General features: G+C 30.7%; 22 protein-coding genes. 2 read left to right on the top strand and 20 right to left on the bottom strand.

All coding sequences use genetic code 11. The annotated features are described in order from the left end of the window. Window positions 1-19: 19 nt before the first annotated feature. The 16 genes from CLPA_RS04055 to CLPA_RS03980 all read right to left on the bottom strand — a co-directional run bounded on the left by CLPA_RS04055 (window position 20) and on the right by CLPA_RS03980 (window position 14,860). The gene (locus CLPA_RS04055; RefSeq protein ID WP_003446995.1) at window positions 20-466 is read right to left on the bottom strand and encodes an aminoacyl-tRNA deacylase; all 447 of its coding nucleotides are present in this window, start codon (window positions 464-466) and stop codon (window positions 20-22) included. Between the two features lie 30 nt (window positions 467-496). Then, complete coding sequence (locus tag CLPA_RS04050) at window positions 497-784, bottom strand: chorismate mutase (RefSeq protein WP_003446994.1); 288 nt, start codon at window positions 782-784, stop codon at window positions 497-499. Between the two features lie 732 nt (window positions 785-1,516). Beyond that, on the bottom strand, window positions 1,517-2,491 hold the full coding sequence (locus CLPA_RS04045) for a serine hydrolase domain-containing protein (protein WP_003446992.1): 975 nt from the start codon (window positions 2,489-2,491) through the stop codon (window positions 1,517-1,519). Between the two features lie 21 nt (window positions 2,492-2,512). Next, complete coding sequence (locus CLPA_RS04040; RefSeq protein WP_003446988.1) at window positions 2,513-3,337, bottom strand: MerR family transcriptional regulator; 825 nt, start codon at window positions 3,335-3,337, stop codon at window positions 2,513-2,515. A 293-nt stretch (window positions 3,338-3,630) separates the two neighbouring features. After that, a complete protein-coding gene (locus CLPA_RS04035) occupies window positions 3,631-3,867 on the bottom strand; it encodes a DUF2442 domain-containing protein (RefSeq protein ID WP_003446987.1) in 237 nt (78 codons plus the stop codon). An 11-nt stretch (window positions 3,868-3,878) separates the two neighbouring features. Beyond that, the gene (locus CLPA_RS04030) at window positions 3,879-4,145 is read right to left on the bottom strand and encodes a DUF4160 domain-containing protein (protein WP_003446986.1); all 267 of its coding nucleotides are present in this window, start codon (window positions 4,143-4,145) and stop codon (window positions 3,879-3,881) included. A gap of 134 nt (window positions 4,146-4,279) precedes the next feature. Continuing rightward, entirely contained in the window at window positions 4,280-5,053 is a 774-nt protein-coding gene (locus tag CLPA_RS04025; RefSeq protein WP_003446984.1) for a class I SAM-dependent methyltransferase, read from the bottom strand. A gap of 396 nt (window positions 5,054-5,449) precedes the next feature. Further along, a complete protein-coding gene (locus CLPA_RS04020; protein WP_003446982.1) occupies window positions 5,450-5,929 on the bottom strand; it encodes a recombinase family protein in 480 nt (159 codons plus the stop codon). Window positions 5,930-6,606: 677 nt separating this feature from the next. Next, window positions 6,607-8,325 (bottom strand): acyl-CoA dehydrogenase family protein, encoded by a 1,719-nt coding sequence (locus tag CLPA_RS04015; protein WP_003446980.1) that lies wholly within the window; start codon window positions 8,323-8,325, stop codon window positions 6,607-6,609. A gap of 404 nt (window positions 8,326-8,729) precedes the next feature. After that, window positions 8,730-9,374, bottom strand: a complete 645-nt coding sequence (fsa, locus tag CLPA_RS04010; RefSeq protein WP_003446977.1) for a fructose-6-phosphate aldolase — start codon at window positions 9,372-9,374, stop codon at window positions 8,730-8,732. A 149-nt stretch (window positions 9,375-9,523) separates the two neighbouring features. After that, entirely contained in the window at window positions 9,524-10,453 is a 930-nt protein-coding gene (locus CLPA_RS04005) for a transketolase family protein (RefSeq protein WP_003446976.1), read from the bottom strand. Between the two features lie 102 nt (window positions 10,454-10,555). Next, a complete protein-coding gene (locus CLPA_RS04000) occupies window positions 10,556-11,371 on the bottom strand; it encodes a transketolase (protein WP_003446974.1) in 816 nt (271 codons plus the stop codon). 153 nt (window positions 11,372-11,524) lie between these two features. Continuing rightward, complete coding sequence (locus tag CLPA_RS03995; RefSeq protein WP_003446972.1) at window positions 11,525-12,370, bottom strand: L-ribulose-5-phosphate 3-epimerase; 846 nt, start codon at window positions 12,368-12,370, stop codon at window positions 11,525-11,527. A gap of 317 nt (window positions 12,371-12,687) precedes the next feature. After that, window positions 12,688-13,377: an L-ribulose-5-phosphate 4-epimerase gene (gene araD / locus CLPA_RS03990; protein WP_003446969.1), complete on the bottom strand. Its 690-nt coding sequence runs from the start codon at window positions 13,375-13,377 to the stop codon at window positions 12,688-12,690. A gap of 64 nt (window positions 13,378-13,441) precedes the next feature. Then, window positions 13,442-14,479, bottom strand: a complete 1,038-nt coding sequence (locus CLPA_RS03985; protein ID WP_003446967.1) for a hypothetical protein — start codon at window positions 14,477-14,479, stop codon at window positions 13,442-13,444. 87 nt (window positions 14,480-14,566) lie between these two features. Further along, the gene (locus CLPA_RS03980; protein WP_003446965.1) at window positions 14,567-14,860 is read right to left on the bottom strand and encodes a PTS sugar transporter subunit IIB; all 294 of its coding nucleotides are present in this window, start codon (window positions 14,858-14,860) and stop codon (window positions 14,567-14,569) included. A 407-nt stretch (window positions 14,861-15,267) separates the two neighbouring features. Here CLPA_RS03980 and CLPA_RS03975 point away from each other — a divergent pair, with 407 nt between their 5' ends. Then, window positions 15,268-16,563 carry an IS110 family RNA-guided transposase gene (locus CLPA_RS03975; RefSeq protein WP_003440352.1) on the top strand — a complete coding sequence of 432 codons (1,296 nt, stop codon included), beginning with the start codon at window positions 15,268-15,270 and terminating at the stop codon, window positions 16,561-16,563. A gap of 150 nt (window positions 16,564-16,713) precedes the next feature. Here CLPA_RS03975 and CLPA_RS03970 read toward each other — a convergent pair whose 3' ends face one another. Genes CLPA_RS03970 through ulaG form a run of 3 tightly spaced genes read right to left on the bottom strand, consistent with a single transcriptional unit; the run spans window position 16,714 to window position 19,777 of the window. Beyond that, entirely contained in the window at window positions 16,714-18,156 is a 1,443-nt protein-coding gene (locus tag CLPA_RS03970; protein WP_418219444.1) for a PTS ascorbate transporter subunit IIC, read from the bottom strand. Between the two features lie 40 nt (window positions 18,157-18,196). Then, window positions 18,197-18,658 (bottom strand): PTS sugar transporter subunit IIA, encoded by a 462-nt coding sequence (locus CLPA_RS03965; RefSeq protein WP_003446961.1) that lies wholly within the window; start codon window positions 18,656-18,658, stop codon window positions 18,197-18,199. A 54-nt stretch (window positions 18,659-18,712) separates the two neighbouring features. Continuing rightward, a complete protein-coding gene (gene ulaG, locus CLPA_RS03960; RefSeq protein ID WP_003446959.1) occupies window positions 18,713-19,777 on the bottom strand; it encodes an L-ascorbate 6-phosphate lactonase in 1,065 nt (354 codons plus the stop codon). A gap of 362 nt (window positions 19,778-20,139) precedes the next feature. On the opposite strand from ulaG, the gene CLPA_RS03955 reads away from it, so the two are divergent. After that, entirely contained in the window at window positions 20,140-20,961 is an 822-nt protein-coding gene (locus tag CLPA_RS03955) for a DeoR/GlpR family DNA-binding transcription regulator (protein ID WP_003446956.1), read from the top strand. Between the two features lie 96 nt (window positions 20,962-21,057). Here CLPA_RS03955 and CLPA_RS03950 read toward each other — a convergent pair whose 3' ends face one another. Continuing rightward, a complete protein-coding gene (locus CLPA_RS03950) occupies window positions 21,058-22,767 on the bottom strand; it encodes an HD-GYP domain-containing protein (RefSeq protein WP_003446955.1) in 1,710 nt (569 codons plus the stop codon). Window positions 22,768-22,817: the final 50 nt, after the last annotated feature.

The following is a 22,817-nucleotide window of genomic DNA, read 5'->3' as shown; positions in this document are numbered from 1 at the left end:
TATAAATATTTACTTTTACTCAATTTAATACTCCAACAACCTTATTTAATTTAAATAAGGCATTAGGATCAACCTTTAAAGTTGTATTCTCCTTTCCACAACCACCATAGACAAAAGAAAATTCAAGAAGTCTTTTATCCAATATATATGGAAGTGGTATTCCAAGCATAGGTACATTTCCTACTGGAAAGCCAGTTAAATCTTTTACTTCATCTTTAGTTGCCATTCTAACATTTTTACATTTTAGCAGTTGTTTTACTTCTTTAAAATTTACATGTCCTCTTTCACCTGAAACAACTAATACATGAAAACCTGCATCAGTGTATATTATCAGCGTTGGTGATATTTGAGCAATATCAATTTTAAAATAATCAGCACCTTCTTTTGCTGTATGAATAGGTATATCATTATGAATTAATTCAAAGGAAAAATTATTTTTCTCTAATATCTCTTTTATATTTTCCATATAGATTTTCCATCCTTTACTGTATATTTACTATTTTGTTTTACTATGTGTTTCTAATTCAAGGGTAATAAAAGAATTTATCATATTGCGATAAATTATCTCTATTATATGTGGATTTAAATTATTATCTTCTGCCAGTTTACAAACTTTTTCAATAATCATTTCTACCCGTTTTGGTGCCTCTACATCTTGACTATCTTTTTTAAAGCTAGCTGCTTGCTTCACATAATAACTTCTTTCAGCAATCAATTTAACTATTTCATTATCAATTCTATCTATATTTTCTCTCACTTCATTTAGATTTTTACAATTATTCATCTTTTATCCTTAGTGAAAGAGTATACTATAAGTTAATCTAAGTACAGACTCTTCACTAAAACTAATCCCCTTTCTTTTTATAATATTTTGATGTATAAATACAAAAAAGCCACTTCATCCTAAAATGGGACGAAGTGACCGTGGTGCCACCCATATTAATTTATATTTTTATATAAGTAACATACTTTTAAGAGTGCATTACAATTATCAAATAAGGAAATTATAGACTATCCAATATTAGATTTCCTGAAATTTATAAATGTAATAAATAAAAAACACCTCATCCTTTAAAGGACGAAGTGTTAAACTCCGCTATGCCACCTAAATATAAACATCTCTTTATCAGGTACAGATTCAACTCGATACCCTGTCTTTTTAACGGTAGACCACCGTTTACTGCTACTATCATTTCGCATCACATCTCAGAGATCCATTCAATACAAGCTACAGTATTTGGCTCACACTATTCCAAACTCGCTTTAACTAAATTCTCATATCTACTACTTCTCATCATCGACTTTTTCTATTATTTAGATAATATACTTAATTTTATAAGTTGTCAATAAAGAAGCATAAAAATACTAAAATACTTATATCTTTCTTTATTAATACTTAAATATTACCGATTCATTCAATACTGTTATATATAAATAATACACTACATATTATATAAAATCAAGAAAAATAAGTAAATTTATACAATTAATAAGATTTATAGAGTAAAGATAATGCTCATATACTTTTCTCTCTATCTAACAATGGAAGTATATAATCTTTTACTAATTTCATTCTATCCTTTGGTCTCATCATAAATTTAGAAGCAATAGCAACTACCATATTTCTTTCTGGTAAGCAACAAATCACGTTACCTCCATCCCCCATAGCACAATACGCAAATTCATCTTCTTTAAACAGCCACCAGAGATATCCATAATGATTTGAATTATCCCGCAGAGATTCCTCAATCCATTCTCTTGAAATTATCTGTTTACCATTCCAATTTCCATAATTCAAATAAAGTTGTCCAAATCGAGCCATATCAACTGCTGATAAAGTAACTCCCCAACCGCCGGTACTATTTCCCTTAGGATCAGATACCCATCCACAAACATATTTACCTTTAATAAAATTCATATAGGTTTCAGTAGTCATTTCATAATTGGGCAGTTGTTTCATTCCAATTGGTTCAAATAAGTATTCATTTGCAAATTCTCTTGCTGTTTTTCCGGTTGCTTTTGTAAGTATCACAGATAATAAATGTGCTCCGGCTGTAGAGTATTTGAAAGTACCACACTCATCTTTTCCACCTAATAAATCAAGTGCATATTTTGCCCAATCTGAACTACTGCATAATTCTTTAAATGGTTCACGCTTATAAATATATGGTGCAGTCATTGTAAGAAGATGTTTTATTCTTACTTCTTGCTTTTTGCTATCTGCCAGCATACTATCATACTCTGGGAAGAAATCCAGCACCTTTTGATTTACACTTTCTATAAAACCTTTATCAATGGCAATGCCTATAAGCGCTGATAAAATACTTTTCGTTACCGAAGCAACATGAAGTGTATCCTCCTTTCCATACCCATTGAAATAATTTTCATAAACTGTATTTCCATCTTTCACAACAGCAATACCCGCTATATTTTTATATTTCTTTGATACTACTCTTTCTAAATCATCATGAAAATATTCTTTTTTAATCATATTATTTCCTCCTCACAGCAATCAAATTTTCTTCACAGGTAAATACACATCTGTGATAAAATCTTTCGATCTTCCAGTTTCCCTAGGATTTGTTATATAAACATCAAACGGAGGTTTCGTCACACAATATTTTTCTTGTTCTAACCATTCATGTTGCTTTGCATATACTGAAGTAATTTCTGAATAAGCTCCCTTAAGTCGGGTTTTAATACACAATCCCGGATTAAAATCTTTTGTACCAGTAACATATTCTTTGACTGGAATTGCAAATTCAATATCGTACCCTTCAAATAAATATTCCTCACTATGATATATTGTCATTGGCGGGCCTATCATTGTAAGACCATCTTCTGATATTCTTTTATGCAATTGGTTAAACAACACTTCATATCCTAAATTGCATTCTTCTATACTTACTAATTTACGAATTGATAAAATATATATGGCCGGTACTTCTACAAGCATAATATCTAAATCTTTTAAATTGCTAAATACCGATTCACCTTTTTGAAGATTTTGCATATCATTACTTAGTTGTTGCAGCATCATATCATAGACTGTTAACTTTGCTTGAATCTCATATTTCTTTTTATTCAACAACACTATTAATTTTTCTTCAAACTGATCTTTTTCTAATTGTAAAAGGGCTTTTATTTCTTCCAATGAAATTTCATAGGCTTTTAAACGATTAATAAGAAGCATTGTTTCTAACTGTTTTATGGAGTAATAGCGATATCCATTCTCTGGGTTAATTTCTTCTGGATTAATTAGGCCAATCTCTGCATAATACCTAAGTGTCTTAGTGGATACTTGACATATCTTTGAAAACTCTCCAATTGAAAGCATAAATCCAATTCATTCTCCTTTCATATTCATTTATCCTCAAATACAAGAATAAACCTTCCCCTAAGGTTAAAGTCAATTACACTTATAAAAAATAAATATTTTCTGATACTATGAATACAGCCAGATTGTTAAATAATCTGACTGTTCCTAATCTCTCTACTCTTTTAAATGGTTTGCTCATATTTCCCTCAATAAATTGGATTTTTTGTTTTTTATAACAAAAAATAGAAAAACAAGATTGATTCTTATTTTTTTATACAATCTTGTTTCACTCGTTTAAATTTTCACATATATTATACAGGAATACTTTCTTCGTATAGCATTTCTGGGTCCATATCTGCTTCGTTTTCCCACTCTATAGTATCAAAACATATTTTAACAGAATTAAATTTAGACTTATCCTTTAATTCCTTAAATATTCCCTTTTCCAAATATGGATTCATATCAAATAGCCTAACTTCATCATTTTCAAAAGTTAATAATAATTTATATTCATCTACTGGTTTGACTTTTTTAACAGATAAATACATACTATCCCCTCCTATTTTAACGGTTCTATTTTAAAAGGAAGTTCACTTTCCATAGCTAATCTCCAATTTGCAGCAAGTTCTTCTTTATGAAGTTCTGCCCAGGCCATTACTAATCTTAATTGCTTTTTAGGTAATTCTCCTTCAATAAGTTCACAATTATTAATATCTATAACAGCCTTATAATCACCATAATATGCATGAAAATGTGATGGTGCATGTTCTTTAGGTGCACAATACATTCTTATAATTATTCCATAAAACATACTAATCGTTGGCATATAATCCCTCCCTCATCTGCAACTTTTACTATATTAAAATTATATCCTATTATTGTATTGATATAAATAATTATTATTTTAATCTTACTTACAAATTTACTATTTATATTACTCAACCTTAATCTAAAATTTAACTATGCTTTTCTCCCATATATCAGATACCAATCACACTCTTTATGGAATGTATCTTTTATAATATCTAAACCTAATTTTTTCATTATATCTAATAAACTCATATGTGTGAATGGTGTAAAACTTAGTGAATTTTCATAAAGTTCAACATGATTATCTTTCCAAATTTCTTGAAACAAAATCTCTACCTCTGATTCTTGTTCAATACCATTAAATTTCCAATGATACATTGGTATATACTCTTTATCAAGGTAGGATATTTTATCATATACAGTAAATCTTTTATTTTCAGCCAGTATTTTTTCCCAATTACGAGTTTCTATAACAAGTGTCCCTTTCCTTTTAAGCACTTGGACCAAGGAAGAAATATCATTTTCTCTAGTTACTGCATTTGGTGAATGAACAATTGAGTTACCTATATTAAACACAATATCAAATTGTGGCTCAAAAACACTTGGTAGTTCTGACCATGACTTAACATCTGTGGATATTGATACATTATACTTTTTGGAAAATTCATTTGCAAATTTCACCATTTCACTACTTATGTCAGTTGCTGTAACATTATATCCATTTAATGCTAATGCAATAGCTTTAACTCCATTACCACAGGCAGAATCCAATATATATACTTCTTTATCTGTATATGATTGTAACAAATTCTTATGATTTTCTATAAATTCTAATTGCTGTAGTTGTTCAGTCTCCATATCTCCATAGAAAGCATTATATAACCAGTTCATTTTATCATAATCTTGTTTTTCATCATTATTCATATACTAAAATTCCTTTCCTTTGAATTTACTATTTATCTGAATATTACATAGGGCTCTTTACTTCACAATTTCTATTTACATTAACTTTCAACTGTCAATTATCCACTTATTAGATGAATTTCTCCTATCACTTTTCTATATTTAAGTAGGTGAGTTTATTTTCACAATATGTGTAGACCTTTTGACCATTTGCGTAATTCTTTTTTTCTAACATAGTTATTCTCCTTGTCTCCCAAATTTATTAAAGCGCAAGTATTTTTATCTTGCTCATTAACATTCTTATTGTATATATTTTACCATATTGCATAAATCTTTAAACACAAAAAAACCATCAAAATATAACTGTATCTTGATAGTTTTTACTGTCTTTCTATTTGGTTAAATTATATGTAATTGCTATTCTATCTGATTTTTAAAAGTATACATTATTTTTCTGTAAAAATATTCTGTATCACTTACTTTAAATACTTTATTTGTTTCTTCTTCTATTACCCAGTAAACACCATTTCCAAGCCTTTTATATCTACATCCCTTAAATTCAAAATCATATACATAGGATTTAGGCTTTATATCGTCGTTACCAGGGCACCATACAGATGCCCCCAAATTATCAATAGTTTTTCTTATTTCCATGTAATCTTCATAATTACAGGATAGCCTGTACAATTCATCTATACAGACAATATCCCCCTCTTTAATTTCATTTAACATCTTTTGAAGTACAGGACGATTCATGTCATCATCAGTATTTTCATCCATATATACCAGTTCACATTTTAAATCTCCTGCATCCTGTAGAAATTCTACTTGCTTTTTTATATCTCTGTTATTCACCTTTTCACTTATAGCTCTTGCATATCCAATCATTCTACTCATTTACTCATTCTCCTAATACTTATTTAAATTCATATTTATCCCATAACCAGCATTCGTAATACTCCCAAGGTATTCTTTACAAACACCATTTTAAATTAAAAACTTTGAGTTCTCTGCTTTTTTATATCAACAGGAGATAACGTATACTGCATCCTAGATAATATTTACTCTAAAGGCCAAGATTATTAAGTATCCAAACAAATGTACTTAATAATCTGCCAGTAAATTTTAGGTAAAGAAAAAGACTTCACCCAAATCAAAAAACTCTGTTTATCTTTTAGATACTTAATATTTTATCATCATTTTTCTATGCTTCAAGATTTGATTTGAAATATTATCATAGTAATTGTGTCCATGCACCCCTATTTATGTAAATCCAATATGAATATAGTGCTGTTATACAAATTATTACTGTAAAAACAGTATAAAAGTTGTTATTATCTTAGTAAATGTTAATTCTTAATATGGGTATTTTCCATACTTACATATTTGCACATAAAAAAGATGCAGCCTCTAAGGAACTGCATCTCTTATGAAAGTGGTTGAATTATGAAAAATTTAAACTCATTTATGATTATTGACTTCTACAATAATTTTATTCATCTAAACTTGAATAAAATTGTTAATACAGTAATTTTCACAGAAAATATAAATAATTTTCAAACCGTTCCAATATATTAATCCTTTATTTCCAACAGCATTTTATTGAGAACTGGTACTATCTCATATAAATCTCCTACAACTCCGTAATCCGCCTGTGCAAATATAGGAGCCTTTTCATCTATATTAATGGCTGCAATTATTTTAGCATCGCGAATGCCAATTAGATGCTGAACTTGCCCAGATATACCAATGGCCATATAAAATTCTCCTCTGAATTTCTGCCCGGATACCCCTACATATCTATCAAGAGGCATCCATTTATTTTCCTCTGCAATAGGTCTTGAACATCCCATTTCAGCCCCAAAAGTTTTAGCAAGAGACTGTATTATAGGTAAATCCTCTTTAGCTGTTAGCCCTTTACCTATACTGCATACCCTATTTGCATCACCTATACTTCCCTCTAAAGGCTCAATTGTACTTTTTTCAATTTTTATGTTTTCATCTTTTAGATAAGATAATAATTTCTTTACTTTTTCTTCAGCAGAGCCTTCACTTATGATAATTTTTTTACGATTACCTGTTATTGGTTTAGGTTCAGATTTTTCTGAATTATTGGAAGCAGTATTATTTTTCTCAGATTGAGTTTTTTTAGGTCTTGGCAGAATTGCATTTGAAACAACCAGTCTTTGAATTTCATTAGTTCCCTCATATATTGTACATATTTTGGCATCTCGGTACATTCGCTCTACTGCATAGCCTTTTATATAACCTGACCCTCCATAGATCTGTACAGCATCGTTTACAACTTCAAGACAGATATCTGATGCATACATCTTTGCCATAGCAGATTCTGTACCATAGGGTTCATGTTGCTGTTTTAATTCGGCAGAACTGTATACCATAAGTCTGGCTGCACGAATTTTAGTAGCCATATCTGCAAGTTTGAATGCAATAGACTGTTGTCTTGCAATTGGTTTTCCAAACTGAACTCTCTCCTGAGCGTAGCCTAATGCTTTTTCATAGGCTCCCTGAGCAATTCCAAGAGCTTGTGCTGCAATACCTATACGACCGCCTTCCAAGGTTTTCATTGCTATTTTAAACCCTTCTCCTTCTTTTCCAAGAAGATTTTCCTTAGGTACTTTTACATCTTTGAATACCAGTTCAGCTGTAGCCGAAGAACGAATACCCATTTTATTATAATGGGTTCCAAAGGTAAATCCTTCCCATCCTTTTTCTACAATAAAGGCACTGATTCCCTTAGTACCTGTTCCAGGAGTTGTAACGGCAAATACTACATAAGTTTCCGCATAATCAGCATTAGTTATAAATATTTTAGACCCATTTAATATATAATAATCACCCTTTAACACAGCTGTGGTTTCTGTTTTTCCAGCATCACTGCCCGCATTAGTTTCCGTAAGCCCAAAAGCACCCAGTTTTTTTCCGGAAGCTAGCGGAGTAAGATATTTTTGCTTTTGCTCTTCTGTTCCAAATTCCATAATTGGCCAAGATCCCAATGATACATGGGCTGATAAAATAACACCAACTCCCGCATCTATTCTGGATAGCTCCTCTACGGCAATAATATAGCTTAGTACATCTTTACCGGCACCACCGTATTTTTCCGGATATGGAATACCCAGAATTGATAACTGCCCCATTTCTTCTACAATTTTTTCAGGGAACATATTTTTTTCATCCAGTTGAAAAGATATAGGCTCAATTTTTGTCTCTGCAAATTTTCTAACAGTATTTTTAATTGCTGCCTGGTCTTCGGTCAGTTTGAAATTCATAAAACCATCCCCAATCCTAATATTATTTTTAACTTAGATAATCAACTTAATATAACTTCATGTTTTAGAGGAATATTTGAATATAAAGTTGAATACCTAAAAACAGAATTGTAAGCATTAGTATTTTTCATACTTAATATAAAGATTTGAAATCAATAATTCCTCCTACTTAAAAGTATATTCTTATAGAATATGTTTATCAAGGAAAAATAAAGCATTATTAATTTTTCAATCTAAAAAACAACAGTAAGTTTTACTTTGCAATATATTTTGTATTATCATCACTAATGTTTTTAGCAGTAAAATATATAAATAATAAAAAACCAGGTTTAGTATTATAATAACTTCACCTAGTTTCCTATTATAGACAGCCAAATTTATATTTCAAATTATATATTTATGAATTATCTATTTGTGCTTTCATAATCCTTTAAAAATTTCTCTATTCCAGCATCAGTTAGTGGATGTTTTATCATCTGAACTATTACTTTATAAGGTATTGTAGCTATATTGGAACCAGCCTTAGCACATTCCAATACATGAATGGGATGTCTTATACTAGCTGAAATAATTTCCGTATCTATATTATGAATTTTAAATATTTCTGAAATATCTTGGATTAACTGTATACCTTTATTACCTATATCGTCTAATCTGCCTAAAAACGGACTAACATAACTAGCTCCAGCTCTTGCTGCAAGTAATGCCTGCAATGCAGAAAAAATAAGTGTTACATTTGTTTTTATTCCTTCCCTATGCAAAATATTGACAGCTTTTAATCCCTCTTCGCACATAGGGATCTTTATCACCATATTCTTGTGAATTTTAGCTATTTCACGAGCTTCCTTTACCATATCATCACAGTTCATGGAAATAACCTCTCCACTTATAGGACCATCAACAATTTCAGTTATTTCCTCTATTACTTCTTTAAAATCTCTTCCTTCCTTGGCTATAAGTGAAGGATTAGTTGTCACCCCGCATATAACCCCTAGAGCACTTGCTTTTCTTATCTCATCAACATTTGCCGTATCCAAAAATATTTTCATTACACATTTCTCCTTATAATCAATCTAAATTTAATATTAGTATAAACTCCATCAAAGTTACCAGCAACAGCAAATAACTTATCTAACAGCCATTAAAACTTCCCATAAGATATAATTAACCTTTCTATATAAATTTATATTAATCCTTCTTAATTGTTTAGTATCAATTTGGCTTCTTCTCGAATTGCTTCACTGGTAAGTTTATATTTTTCCATCAATTCTTTTGGAGTACCGGATTCGCCAAACACATCCTTTATTCCAACTCTCCTAACAATTATAGGACATTGACTGCATACTACTTCTGACACCATAGCTCCAAGTCCACCTATAATTGAATGTTCTTCTGCTGTAACTATTCCTTTTGTTTCCATTGCTGCCTTCAATATAATTTCCCTGTCTATAGGTTTAATTGTTGAAATATTTATTACCCTTGCTCCAATCCCCTGACTTTCAAGTTCTTTTGAAGCTTCTATAGCTTTCGATACCATCATCCCAGTTGCTATAATAGAAATATCATTACCCCTTCTTAATTCTACACCTTTTCCTATTTTAAATTCATAATTTTCATCAAATATATCCTCTGTACCACATCTTCCAAACCTTAAGTAAACTGGCCCTTGAAATTCTGCTGCTGCTTTTGTTGCTGCCATAGCCTCCTTGTGGTCTGCTGGAACTATTACAGTCATATTGGGAAGTGATGACATAAGTGCTATATCTTCCACAGATTGATGGGAACCTCCATCTTCCCCTACAGTTATTCCTGCATGAGTAGCAGCTATTTTTACATTCATCTTTGGATAACATATAGAATTTCTTACTACTTCAAAAGCTCTTCCTGCAGCAAAAACCGCAAAAGTACTGGCAAAAGGTATATTACCTACATTTGCAAATCCTGCAGCCATCCCCATTAAATTCTGCTCTGCTATTCCTACATTAAAAAATCTATCTTTGAATTCCTTTTTAAAGCCATTTGTCTTGGTAGATTTGGATAAGTCCGCATCAAGTACCACAATTTTTTGATTTTCGCGTCCAAGCTCTACCAGCGCCATACCATAAGATTCTCTTGTCGCCTTGCCCATTTTCAATCCTCCTATATAACAAATCTAAACATCTATTATAGTTTTTACAAAATATAAAAACTATAATTTTAATTGTTAAATAATATTACTATAATAAGCTCCCTAACCACTTATATCCATTAATGCTTTTTCTTTTTCTTCTTCATTAGGTGCCTGACCATGCCAGCATGCTTCATTTTCCATAAAGCTTACACATTTTCCTTTTATAGTTTTTGCAATTATTACAGTGGGTTTTCCTTTAGATTCTCCAAGCTTTAAAAATGCCTCATGGAGCTTGTCATAATCATTTCCATCATCACAATTTATAACATTCCATCCAAAGCTATGAAATTTTTCATCTATAGGACTAACAGTCATCACTTCTTCATTTTTCCCATCTATTTGAAGTCCATTGTTATCAACAATTGCAACTAAGTTATCTAATTTGTAATGAGCTGCAGCCATAGAAGCTTCCCAAACTAATCCTTCCTGAAGTTCTCCATCACCTAAAACTACATATACTTTTGCTTTATTCCCCTGAGCTTTTAGACCAAGGGCCATTCCCACTGCATTTGATATGCCCTGACCTAAAGATCCTGTAGAAACATCTACCCCTGGAATATGTTTACAATCTGGATGTCCTTGAAGAAGCGCTCCAATTTTTCTTAAATGCTTTAATTCTGACTTATCAAAATATCCTTTTTCTGCCAGTACAGCATATAAAGCCGGTGCTGCATGCCCTTTACTTAAAACAAATCTATCTCTATAGAGATCTTTTGGCTTCTTTACATTCACATTCATTTTCTCATAATATAAATAAGTGATTATATCTGCACAAGATAAAGAACCTCCTGGATGTCCTGATTTTGCATCACAAATCATACATATAATATCTTTTCTTATTACTTTTGATATAGAAATAAGCTCTTCTTTATTCATACTTTCACCTTCCAATCATAATTCTTTTTATCTAATTACTACCATATCCACTAATACTCCCATCTCATATCAAAGCAGAGATAACATCTGCTACGTACTTTACAATAATTTCCAATTATAACTGTGGCCTCCATTCAAAAGATAGTATGTTACTTATCTTAAAGCTTTATTAAATTTATCATCTATAAAACTTTTTGAATTCTTAATTACCTCTTTCCAGTTATCATTTCCAACATACCAAAACTCTAATGTAAATCTTCTTACCCCTAACTCCCAGGATTTTTTTATTATCTCTTGAAAGTTTACATGACCTGTACCAAAGGCAATTTCTCTGAACTTTCCTGGAACAGTTTCTTTTAAATGTACCGCTGCAATATGACCTCTGCCTGTTTCAAAATCATCTACTGCATTTGTACCATATTCTACCGTTGCATTAGTAACATTTCCACTGTCTGGATAAACTTGAAGGTAGGGTGAATCCACCAGTTTAACAAATTCCATAGCTTTTTCCACTGTATTCATAAATTCTGTTTCCATAGTTTCAAAGGCAAGTATTACTCCCTTTTTTGCCGCCATTTCTGCAGATATTTTTAAATTTTCTTCAAAATACTTTTTAGTCTCAGCATTTCCCTTTTCATAATACACATCGTATCCAGCTATTTGAATTATTCGTATTCCAAGATCACTGGCAAGGTCAATAGCTTTTTTCATCATTTTCATTCCCTTATTTCTAGTATCTTCATCCATATTTCCTAAAGAAAATTTTCTATGACCGCTAAGGCACATTGTTCTTATTTTTATATCATATTGAAACATTGTATCTACAAGTTCTTTTCGCTCTACTTTACTCATATCTAATCTTTTTAACTTTTCCTCAGTTTCATCTATGCTCATCTCTACTGTATCAAAGCCATATTCTTTTGCTATTGTAAGTTTTTCTTTCCATGATAGAAAATTGGGCATCGATTTTTCATATAATCCTAATGTATATTGTTTCATATATATCCAAACCTACTTTCTATGAAAAAGATTCTTTAAATTTAAAGAATCTTTTTACTAATAATCACCATTAAATCCAATGTACAGTTTTCTACAACTTCTACAGATTAGAAAAGGTTAACTAACTAATTTGAAGCAAGTTCTTAATTCAGATGGGGATTCTTTTACCCCATCTGAATTTTAGAACTGCAAATGCATGGCTTACTTGGCGTCAAACTCCCACTTTCACAGAGTGCAGGCAGATTTTTTTGATTTTGTGTGAGGGCTGTACAGAGTGCGTTGGAGACTTACGCCAAGTTAGTCAGGTTAAAACTTTACTACTGTCCATAGTATGCATTAGCACCATGTTTTCTCATAAAATGTTTTTCCATTAGTTCTTGAGGCATTGATTTAACACTATGTTCTGTTAAAACCTCTGTATTCCATGCCATCATAGCCACCTCTTCCAAAACCACAGCATTATGAACTGCCTCTCCAGCATCTTTACCCCAAGTAAAGGGTCCATGATTTTTTACTATAACCGCTGGTACATATACTGGATTCAAATTTTGAAATGCTTCTATTATAACGTTTCCAGTATTATATTCATAATCAGATTTTATCTCCGCTTCAGTCATATCTCTAGTACAAGGTATTTCATTATAAAAATAATCAGCTTGTGTAGTACCATATGCTTTTACACTTCTTCCCGCCTGTGCAAATACAGTAGCCCACCTTGAGTGAGTATGAACAATTCCACCTATTTCACTGAAATTTTTGTATAAATTAACATGAGTTGGAGTATCTGAAGATGGTTTATATCTTCCCTCTACCACCTTTCCATCTAAATCAACTACCACCATGTCTTCTGGCGACATTTTTTCATAATCAACACCAGAGGGCTTTATTACTACTAATCCTTTATCTCTATCTATAGCTGAAACATTTCCCCAAGTAAAAGTTACTAAATTGTATTTAGGCAGACACATATTTGCTTCATAGATTTCTTTTTTTAAATCTTCCAACACTTCTTATTCTCCTCCTTTTAAGAATTGTTTTTTCCGTTAATTCATATTTGAATAAATCTTTATTTCAATCCCTTACAAAATATAATGCTCCTTCGCCAATTTCTCTATTTGCAGCAATTATAATATCTCGGTCCTCACCGTTCAGCACAGCCACATTACTTGGTCCTGTTCCCGCTTCTATGACTTCTGTCTTAAAAGTAAGTTTTTTCTTATCATCACACTGAATTACAAATAATTCTTTTTCGACTCTTCTATATCCCCCTATTATACTTGGAACACCTCTTAATTTTCCTCCCCAAACTACATGTCCAAAATCCATTTCCTTTGGATATCTATATATAACTTTATATTCTCCATTAATCTTTTTATTGATTAAAAAATTACTGCCATGAAACTCTTCTATTGTAACTAATTCATCTTCTCCATCCTCATCTATATCTACTACTGCAATATCACTGATGGGTTTATCTAGAATCTGTTCTACAGTCCAATCTCCATTTTCACTCTGAGGAGGCGTAATAACAAAAGCTCCTTCTTGTGAAGTAACTATTCCAGACATTTTTCCCTTCCAGGTTGTCCTGCAGTATCCATGATTTTTAGTTAATCCTTCTTTTATAACTTTAAGTTCTATTGGTTTACTTAAATCTTCTGGAAGAATTCCTACATAAACCTTCCCTGGATCTGACCAGTCATCTTTAAATTTCTTTGAATTGCATAAAACTGAACCTAGAAAATAATTAACTCCATTAGCAGTTAATATATCAAATCTGTGTACATAGGGTAAATCAAGTATTGTTTTTACAGTCCACTTATTGTCTTTCTCCGGCTTTGCCCATACAATTGTTGCCTTCTCAGATTGAAAAGTTGGAAAAAAGTTTTGTACTGCTAGAAAGTCTCCATTTTTTCCAGGTACCGCTATCATTGACATAGTACCTCCTGGTCCATCCCACACTGTAGACTGATTAAAATCCTTTTCATCATAGCTATAACAAGCACCTTCTCCTTCTGTTGCCAATAATATTTTTCTTTTCCCATCTACAATGGTGCTGCTGGTTGCATAACATCTGTGAAGCTTTGTAAGAACCTTTTTTTCAAATTTCATTTTTTTAATTCCCCCATCCTGCTATCTCTTAAACTAACTGCTTAAAATATAATGCCATCTCATATTTTCCCTTTATAACTTTTTCAATTAATTCTTATTAACTATCTTCTCTATAACTTTTTCTTCAATTTCTTTTTCTGATAAAATATTTTTTAATCCTATAATTATAGTTCCTGAATCTTCTGCTCTTTTAAAATTTGATTTAAGTACTTCTGAACAAAATACCACATCAAAATTGGATGCCTGACTTTTAGCTTCCCCTACACTATTGTGCTGAACTGTAACAGGAATATTTAATTTTTTAAAGACCTTATTTATTTTCATCTTAATTATTTGACTTGAACCCATTCCACTTCCGCAAGCTGCTATTACTCTTAACATATTAACTCCTCCTTGTATAATGTAGTCATAACATTCAATAGAAAACTATCTTGAATTCTAACGAACATTACAACTCATTTCTTTTAATTTATTCGAAGATTTTCTACCCGATAGGGTGTACTAATCTCATCTAACTTAGTTTTCTATTTTTCCCAAGTGGGAATCCATACTAGTAAATATTGATGTATAATATCTCCTGAATAGAAGATAGATGTATTCCTCCTGGGAAGTAACTCTAACGAGTCATTGATACCCGAAAATTAGCGTATCATTCCATCAGTGAGAGTTCTATGTTTAGCTGGTTGGGTTTCCCTTTGGGAATTACCCGTGTCACAAACAAGGTTATAGAATTACTGATAGAAATGGAATATCTATTCTATCTCACAAAGCAAAGGAGATATTATTTTATGAGTAAATTTTTTTATAGACCAATAGTTGGAATCGATGTATCAGCAGACTTTTCAGTAGTTGCTATACTAGCACCTGACGGTGAAGTTTATAGAAAGCCTTTTAAAATTAAGCACAATAGAAATGGTTTTGATTACCTAGTAGATCAAATAAAAAAAGCGGAAGAAGAGTTTAACATGAAAACGGCAATTTTCATGGAATCTACTGGTGTATACCATCTTACTCTTTTCCACTTTCTTAGGGATACATTTGAAACATGTATCTTAAATCCACTCATTACTAATTGTAACAAGAATGGAGACATAAGAAAAGTGAAAAATGATAAAAAAGATGCATTAACCATTGCTAAAATAGGCAAATTTCAAAATGTTAAATATACTTCTGCATTTGATATTGAAATTTATACCTTAAAAGCTCTCTGTAGAGATTACTATAAGTTTACTGATAGTAAATCTACTTTTAAGAAAAAGCTTTCTACCGACTTAAAAATTATTTTTCCTAGCTATAGCTCTGTTTTTTCAAACATTACTTGCAAAACATCAATAGCAATTTTAAAAGAATATTCAAGTCCTAAAGCTATCTTAAATGCTGATAAAAATGAGTTAATAGATCTTATTCGCAGTCATTCAAGAAAAGGACTAACATATAGTGAAAAAATCTATAAAAAGCTAATTGATGCTGCTGAAGAAGCTATTTACATTGGTCTTAAATCGCCTAGCCTGTTTGTAAAAATCATGAACACAATTTCTGTAATAGAAACTTTAGAAAATCAGCTTAACAATTTATTAAATGAAATTCATTCATTGATGAAAAGCAATAGGATTTCAGAGCAATTTAAGAAAAATGTTCAATTGATTTACTCAATACCAGGTATTGGTGAATTAACTGCCATCACAATAATGAGTGAAATAGGCAATATTAAAGGTTTTGTAAAAGCTAAACATTTAGTTGCTTACTTTGGTATTGACCCATCTGTCAATCAATCTGGTAAGTTTAACAGTAATAAAAATACTATGTCTAAACGTGGTACCAGAATAGGCAGAAGAGCCTTATATGCTGTGGCATTAGCATCCATACGAACCAGTAGAAGCGGTGAACCTATAAACAAAGTTTTACTTACCTACTATAAAGAAAACCTAAATGGTAAAAGCAAAAAGGTTGCTTTAGTGGCAATAATGCATAAACTTGTTAATTACATATTCTCCGTCCTAAGGAACCAAAAAGAGTATGAAATACGTGATCCTAAAATACATATTAAAATGTATCTTAATAATGGTTCTACTACAGCAGCCTAACGGCTAAAAACTTAAAGACTAATCATCTTACAATTAATTCCATTGTTCGTGCTTTTTCAATGGATTATTTGCTATGCAAATTTTTACTCATAAATTATTTTTTTAATTTTTATTGACTTTTACTAGCTGGTCTAAAATTTTATTTTTTATTTACCCATTTTCTGTTTCACTAACATATTCTTCATAGTCTTCTGCTATTTTAAAATAACCCTTTTTATTTTTCATATATTGAATTTGAGGTATAGCTAATAATACTATAATTACAATAGCAAAACCTACATATTGAAGATTCTTCATTAGTACTCCAATTACAGGCCATACTGTATCAAAGTCAAAATTTCCATGCCATCCACCATATTTTGATAACTGAAAATAATATGCTGCAAATGCTCCTCCTAATACCTGAATTATTCCTGATACAAAAGGTATTATCATAGCTGCCCTTAATCCGCCTTTTTTGTTCGCAAATATTGCAAAGGTAGCATTATCAAAGAATACTGGTACGAAACCTGTAATTATTAATACTGGACTTTTAAATACTACTAAACCTATAATTGATATAAACTGTCCTAAAGCTCCAAATAAAAATCCAATAGTTACAGCATTGGCATGACCAAAACCATAAGTTGCTGCACAATCAACAGCTGGCATTGATCCAGGTAAAAGCTTATTTGAAATACCTTGAAACGACTCTGTAAGCTCTGAAACGAACATCTTGACACCTAGTTGTAATATACTCAGATACACTGCAAAATTAAACGATTTTTCAATTATATAAAACATAAAGTTTCTGTCTGCAGTAAAACTTGTATCTATTTTGTGTAATAAACCCTGACCTAATATTCCCATTATAGCTCCAAAGAAAATTGTCATTAATATACCTGTGGCAACCACATTGTCATTAAAAATTGATAGAAAACCCGGTAATTTTAAATGTTCTATTGATTTTTCCTTATTTCCAATTTTTCCTGCAATTTTATCTGTAATCCAAATACCAAACATCTGTTGATGGGCTACTGCAAATCCACCACCTTCTGTTAGTTCTTGAGTAGGTTCTACCGTAAGATTTGATGATACTGCCCAGTAGGTTCCAAGAAGTAATCCAAGCATTATTACTGCCTGTGTATCAATTAAATTTGGAAAACAGAATAATACCATCCATAAAGCCGTTGAAGATTGCTGAACCATTATATGTCCTGTAATAAATACCGTTCTTATCTTTGTTCCCTTTCTAAACAATACTAAAACTATATTAAAAATAAATGCTATTAAAAGTACTACCATCATAAGCGAGAATGATTTTCCAATACCTTCTATTGCCGCTTGAGCTGCCGTTTGACCAAAATAAGGATCAATAACTGCTGCTGTTAAGTTAAAACGATCTTTTAATCCTGCCAATATTGGACGGAAATTACTTACTAGTCCCGCAGCTGCTACATTTAAAATTAAATAACCAACTGTAGCTTTTATAAAGCCTGCTATTGCTTCATAAATTGGTCTTCTTAATAGTAAATATCCTATCAATACGATAAAGCCTATAAAAAATGCTGGATTAGTCAAAATATTTATCTGGAAAAACTTCCATACACCCATTAATATACTCACAGCTACTCCCCCTATTTAATAAAATAATTTATACAATTTTTTCTTTGGTAAATTGGATAATTTCCTCTAAATCTTCTTTTTCTTCGGCATCCAATAGTTTTTGTACTACCCTTTCATCTTCAATTAACCTCACCATATTTGATAAATTTTGAATATGCACATTGCTGTCTGTCGAAGCCAATACAAAGAATAATCTTGCATCTTGCTCTGGATCATTACTGAAATGTACGGGTTTCTTTGTTCTCATAAAACATATTGCCGTTTCATTAACACCTTTAACATTTTCCTGAGCATGAGGTATACAAATATTAGGTGCTATAACTATATATGGTCCATATTTTTTAACATTTGCTATTATGGCATCTACATAAGCTTGTTCAATTGCTCCTCCGTCTAGTAAAGGTTTACAAGATGCTTGCACTGCATCTTCCCATTTTTCAAATCCTTCATGAAAAGAATATCTTTTTTTCTCAATTAATTCTTGTAACATTATAATTCCCCCTATTTATACATGAGGGTCAAATATTAACCCTCATGTTCAATATTATAAAAATGATGTAAATGGTACATTTATATCAGTAGAGAAACAATCATCAAATCCTCTTGGATAGTGATATTCTCTATTTTCACTATCATCTGGAAATGTAAATTTACCTCCTACCTGCCATATAAATGGATTAAATTTATATTGTAATCTATTCTTTCTCATATCAAATAACTCTAATATTTCTTTTGTATCAGCCTGAAAATTTGACCATATATCATGATGGAAAGGGATAACCACTTTAGTCTTTAATGCTTCAGCCATTCTTAAAATATCTACAGATGTCATCTTATCTGTAATTCCTCTTGGATTTTCTCCATAAGAACCTAATGCAACATCTATGCGGTAATCGTTTCCATGCTTTGCATAATAATTAGAATAATGTGAATCTCCACTATGATAAAGATTACCACCAGGTGTTTTTATTAAATAATTAACAGCTTTAATATCCATATCAGGAGGTAGTTTTCCTCTTATATCTCCAGTAGGCGGCTCAGTTATCAGTGCTGTTCTATCAAAGGATTCCAATGCTACTATTTCTATATCTTTAACTTTTACTATATCTCCAGGTTTAACAACTACACATCTTTCTTCTGGGACTCCCCATCCAATCCATTTATCTACACAGGCTTTTGGACCAATAAACGGAATACTTGAATCACAATTTTGAATAACTGCTGCTGCAACGTTTACATCAATATGATCATTGTGATCATGTGTTGCCAAAATTGCATCTACTTTTTTAATTCCAAATGGATCTAATACAAAAGGTGCTACTCTTAAGTTTGGTTGAAGCTTTTTACCTCCACACATTCTAGCCATTTGATGTTGTGGTTTGATATACGGATTGGATTTTGTCTTTTTTCCACTTCCACACCAAAAATCTATACATATGTTCGTACTTCCCTCTGTTTTAAGCCAAATACCTGTACATCCTAACCACCACATCGAAAAAGTTCCTGGCTTTACTTTCTCCTGTTCTATCTCCTCATTTAGCCATGTTCCCCATTCTGGAAAAGTACTAAGTATCCATGATTCTCTTGTAATATCCTGTATTTGTGACATTTTAAATTCCCCCTATAATTTTATTTAATTGTATAATTTAATGTATACATTATCTTTTTGAACTATTGTATGAATTTATTGTTTGTTTATGATTCTATAATACACCAATAGTTCATATTATTCAATAGTTTTTTAATATTTTTTATTTTATTTTTATATATTTGATCGTTTAAATTATTTATTTGAACTTTTTGTTCATTTCAGTTATAATTATATTACATAGTATTTGATAGTATCCAATACTCAATGTTTTTGTAATATTAACTATTTAACTTAAATTAGTAATTTTTAATTAAATGGTATAAACTATCATAGCAACTAATTAATTCTTTATATTAATTTAAAATAGAGGGGGTATTTTTATGGGAAAAACAAATAGTATTGTTTCTAAAAGAAGAGAGAAAATTCTAGAATATTTAAGAGTACATGAAGAACTATCCAATAATGATTTATCTGAAAAATTAAAGATTTCACCACTTACATTAAGAAGAGATCTTCAAGCTTTAGATGATGAAGGCTTAATAACTAGATTTTATGGAGGTGCAAAATTAATAGATGCTAAAGATACCTTAAATCATAAAAGAACACATAATGATATTAATCTTCAATTAAAACTAAATTCCATAGCGAAATATGCAGCTGATTTGGTACAAGACGGTGATACAATATTTATGAATTCTAGTTCAACAGTACTTTTAATGTTAAAATATCTAAAAAATAAAAGGGTTAATGTAGTTACTAATAACGGCAAAGCTCTTAATGAAAACATTGATTCCAATGTTGAACTTGTTTTAACAGGAGGGCAGGTATATGAAAGAAAACAGTCCTTAGTTGGTGATTTTGCTACTTATATACTTTCAAAAATAACAGCTGATAAATGTTTTCTAGGAGTTAGTGGTATATCTTACGAATCAGGTATAAGTACTTCAGTTCTTCAAGAAACTTTAGTAAACCATGAAATGATTAAACGCTGTGGCGGTCCAGTTTATATTTTAGCAGATAGTTCAAAAGTAGGAAGACATCACAATTTTTCAAGTGGAGACATAAATGAAATTAGTGATCTAATTACAGATTCAGATATTGATAAAAATGAAATAGAAAATTTTCAATCTAAAAATGTTAATGTCATAACAATAAATTATAGAGAAAATTCATATGAAAAATTTAGCAACAAAATCACTTAATCATTATAATTTTTTACAAAACTTTCAAAGAAGCTGTCTCGCAATGCATATTATGCACTGCGGAATAGCTTTTTAGTTAGTATATTAATATTAAAATCATATTACCTTAGTAATAAACCTCCTTAACTCCATCTGCTTGCTGAATATATTTTTAAACAGATGGTCTATTACCGTATCAAGTACATTCACATATAGAAATTCATAATGAATTTTATTACTTACATTAAAACTATTGACTATTTTTCCTGTGAGATTTATATTTTTTGCACCTTTAAAATAGACTTCCATGTTTAGAATTTTATCTAAAATGCCCTCTGCTGCCTGCTCTTTGTCTATATAAAACATCAGTCTGCTTCCACCAATTTTATATATATTAATATGCATATATTCAAAGGAGTTTAAATGAACAATTCCATCCAGATCCCATAAAATATTGAAAGAATCTACAAAGGGAATATATTCAAGGGATGAAATATGCAATGTATTATTTTCACAATAATCTTCTTTTATCTTATAACAATACATATTGTTGTTTTTATTTACATATAGATGAATGCTTCTTATATCCTCTTTTTCAATTTCATTGGAGAAATTAAATTTATTTGCCTTAAAATAGTATCCAAAATCATACTTTCCAAAAGTTCCTTCAATAGAGTATACCTTTTCCGTTGTATAGATTGTCAAGGTACTCCATATTATATCATCAGATAATATATCTGTAGTCTCCTCATTTGCCTTTAAAAGCATATTTATCATAATATCTACTAATTCAGCATCAAATTGCTTCCCCCTATTTTTTAGTAGTTCACTTATAACAAATTCTACATTTCTTGGTTCTTTATAACTTCTAGGAGAAAGCATAGCATCTACAGAATCAGCTAAACATATTATTCTGCTGCCAAGAGGGATGTCCTCGCCTTTTATCCCTTTTGGATATCCTGTACCGTCATATCTTTCATGATGACATTTTATAAGCTTTGATATGTCCTCCAATCCAAAAACATCTTTTGCAATGTTAGCTCCATATTCAGGATGCTCTTTTATAATACTAAAATCCTCTTCCGTAAGCTTTCCTTTTTTATTTAGAATATCATTACCTATATAAAGCTTACCTATATCATGCAAAAGTCCTGCTACATATATTTTTTTCAATGTATCATAATCAAGATTGAGAGCTTTTCCTATTTCTTCTGATATATTTGCCACATGATAAGGATGTAAAATTCCCGTGGAATCATTGTCATTTATCATTTCAGAAAATATATTCAATAAATTTATAAACATTTTCTGCTTCTGATCCTTTAAATAAATTGCCTGATACAAATTTTGTATCTTACATATTCTTCTAAATACTTCTTTATCCTTAATATCATCAATTGTCAATTTCATATTTACATCAAAAGTGCCTATATAAATACTGGCTATAAGGTCAGTAGAAGTACCATTATTACCTATGTAATTATCAAATATAGGAATAATAATTTCTGATGAACTGATACCGGCTACAGGTGAGTATTTCTTTTCATGATTATTTTGATAAACCACAATTTTTTTATCCTCTTTCACCAAATTCAGTATGCTTTTAGAATCAATTTTAATAACCCTTAGCCTTTTTTTGTCCAATTTTACATATTCATTTTTCTTTTTGATTACAGCATTTTTTAATACAGTAAAATTGTTATCATCATCAAACAATATTATTCCAATAATATCACAGTTTAGCAATACGGCTATTCTTCTTATATTATAATTTAAATAATCCTCTAAATTTAATTCCTTTTCCATCACATCATACATTTCGACCATTTGAATTCCTCCTCTTACCCTTATATGTTTTTATTCAATTGCTGCTATCT

The sequence above is a fragment of the Clostridium pasteurianum DSM 525 = ATCC 6013 genome, assembly GCF_000807255.1.
Classification (GTDB): domain Bacteria; phylum Bacillota; class Clostridia; order Clostridiales; family Clostridiaceae; genus Clostridium_I; species Clostridium_I pasteurianum.
This window is presented reverse-complemented; position numbering and strand designations above follow the sequence as displayed.

Bases quoted from the DNA above. Each gene is read 5' to 3' on its own strand.
- CLPA_RS04055 (WP_003446995.1), bottom strand. From the start codon at position 466: ATGGAAAATATAAAAGAGATATTAGAGAAAAATAATTTTTCCTTTGAA.
- CLPA_RS04050 (WP_003446994.1), bottom strand. From the start codon at position 784: ATGAATAATTGTAAAAATCTAAATGAAGTGAGAGAAAATATAGATAGA.
- CLPA_RS04045 (WP_003446992.1), bottom strand. From the start codon at position 2,491: ATGATTAAAAAAGAATATTTTCATGATGATTTAGAAAGAGTAGTATCA.
- CLPA_RS04040 (WP_003446988.1), bottom strand. From the start codon at position 3,337: ATGCTTTCAATTGGAGAGTTTTCAAAGATATGTCAAGTATCCACTAAG.
- CLPA_RS04035 (WP_003446987.1), bottom strand. From the start codon at position 3,867: ATGTATTTATCTGTTAAAAAAGTCAAACCAGTAGATGAATATAAATTA.
- CLPA_RS04030 (WP_003446986.1), bottom strand. From the start codon at position 4,145: ATGCCAACGATTAGTATGTTTTATGGAATAATTATAAGAATGTATTGT.
- CLPA_RS04025 (WP_003446984.1), bottom strand. From the start codon at position 5,053: ATGAATAATGATGAAAAACAAGATTATGATAAAATGAACTGGTTATAT.
- CLPA_RS04020 (WP_003446982.1), bottom strand. From the start codon at position 5,929: ATGAGTAGAATGATTGGATATGCAAGAGCTATAAGTGAAAAGGTGAAT.
- CLPA_RS04015 (WP_003446980.1), bottom strand. From the start codon at position 8,325: ATGAATTTCAAACTGACCGAAGACCAGGCAGCAATTAAAAATACTGTT.
- fsa (WP_003446977.1), bottom strand. From the start codon at position 9,374: ATGAAAATATTTTTGGATACGGCAAATGTTGATGAGATAAGAAAAGCA.
- CLPA_RS04005 (WP_003446976.1), bottom strand. From the start codon at position 10,453: ATGGGCAAGGCGACAAGAGAATCTTATGGTATGGCGCTGGTAGAGCTT.
- CLPA_RS04000 (WP_003446974.1), bottom strand. From the start codon at position 11,371: ATGAATAAAGAAGAGCTTATTTCTATATCAAAAGTAATAAGAAAAGAT.
- CLPA_RS03995 (WP_003446972.1), bottom strand. From the start codon at position 12,370: ATGAAACAATATACATTAGGATTATATGAAAAATCGATGCCCAATTTT.
- CLPA_RS03985 (WP_003446967.1), bottom strand. From the start codon at position 14,479: ATGAAATTTGAAAAAAAGGTTCTTACAAAGCTTCACAGATGTTATGCA.
- CLPA_RS03980 (WP_003446965.1), bottom strand. From the start codon at position 14,860: ATGTTAAGAGTAATAGCAGCTTGCGGAAGTGGAATGGGTTCAAGTCAA.
- CLPA_RS03975 (WP_003440352.1), top strand. From the start codon at position 15,268: ATGAGTAAATTTTTTTATAGACCAATAGTTGGAATCGATGTATCAGCA.
- CLPA_RS03970 (WP_418219444.1), bottom strand. From the start codon at position 18,156: ATGGGTGTATGGAAGTTTTTCCAGATAAATATTTTGACTAATCCAGCA.
- CLPA_RS03965 (WP_003446961.1), bottom strand. From the start codon at position 18,658: ATGTTACAAGAATTAATTGAGAAAAAAAGATATTCTTTTCATGAAGGA.
- ulaG (WP_003446959.1), bottom strand. From the start codon at position 19,777: ATGTCACAAATACAGGATATTACAAGAGAATCATGGATACTTAGTACT.
- CLPA_RS03955 (WP_003446956.1), top strand. From the start codon at position 20,140: ATGGGAAAAACAAATAGTATTGTTTCTAAAAGAAGAGAGAAAATTCTA.
- CLPA_RS03950 (WP_003446955.1), bottom strand. From the start codon at position 22,767: ATGGTCGAAATGTATGATGTGATGGAAAAGGAATTAAATTTAGAGGAT.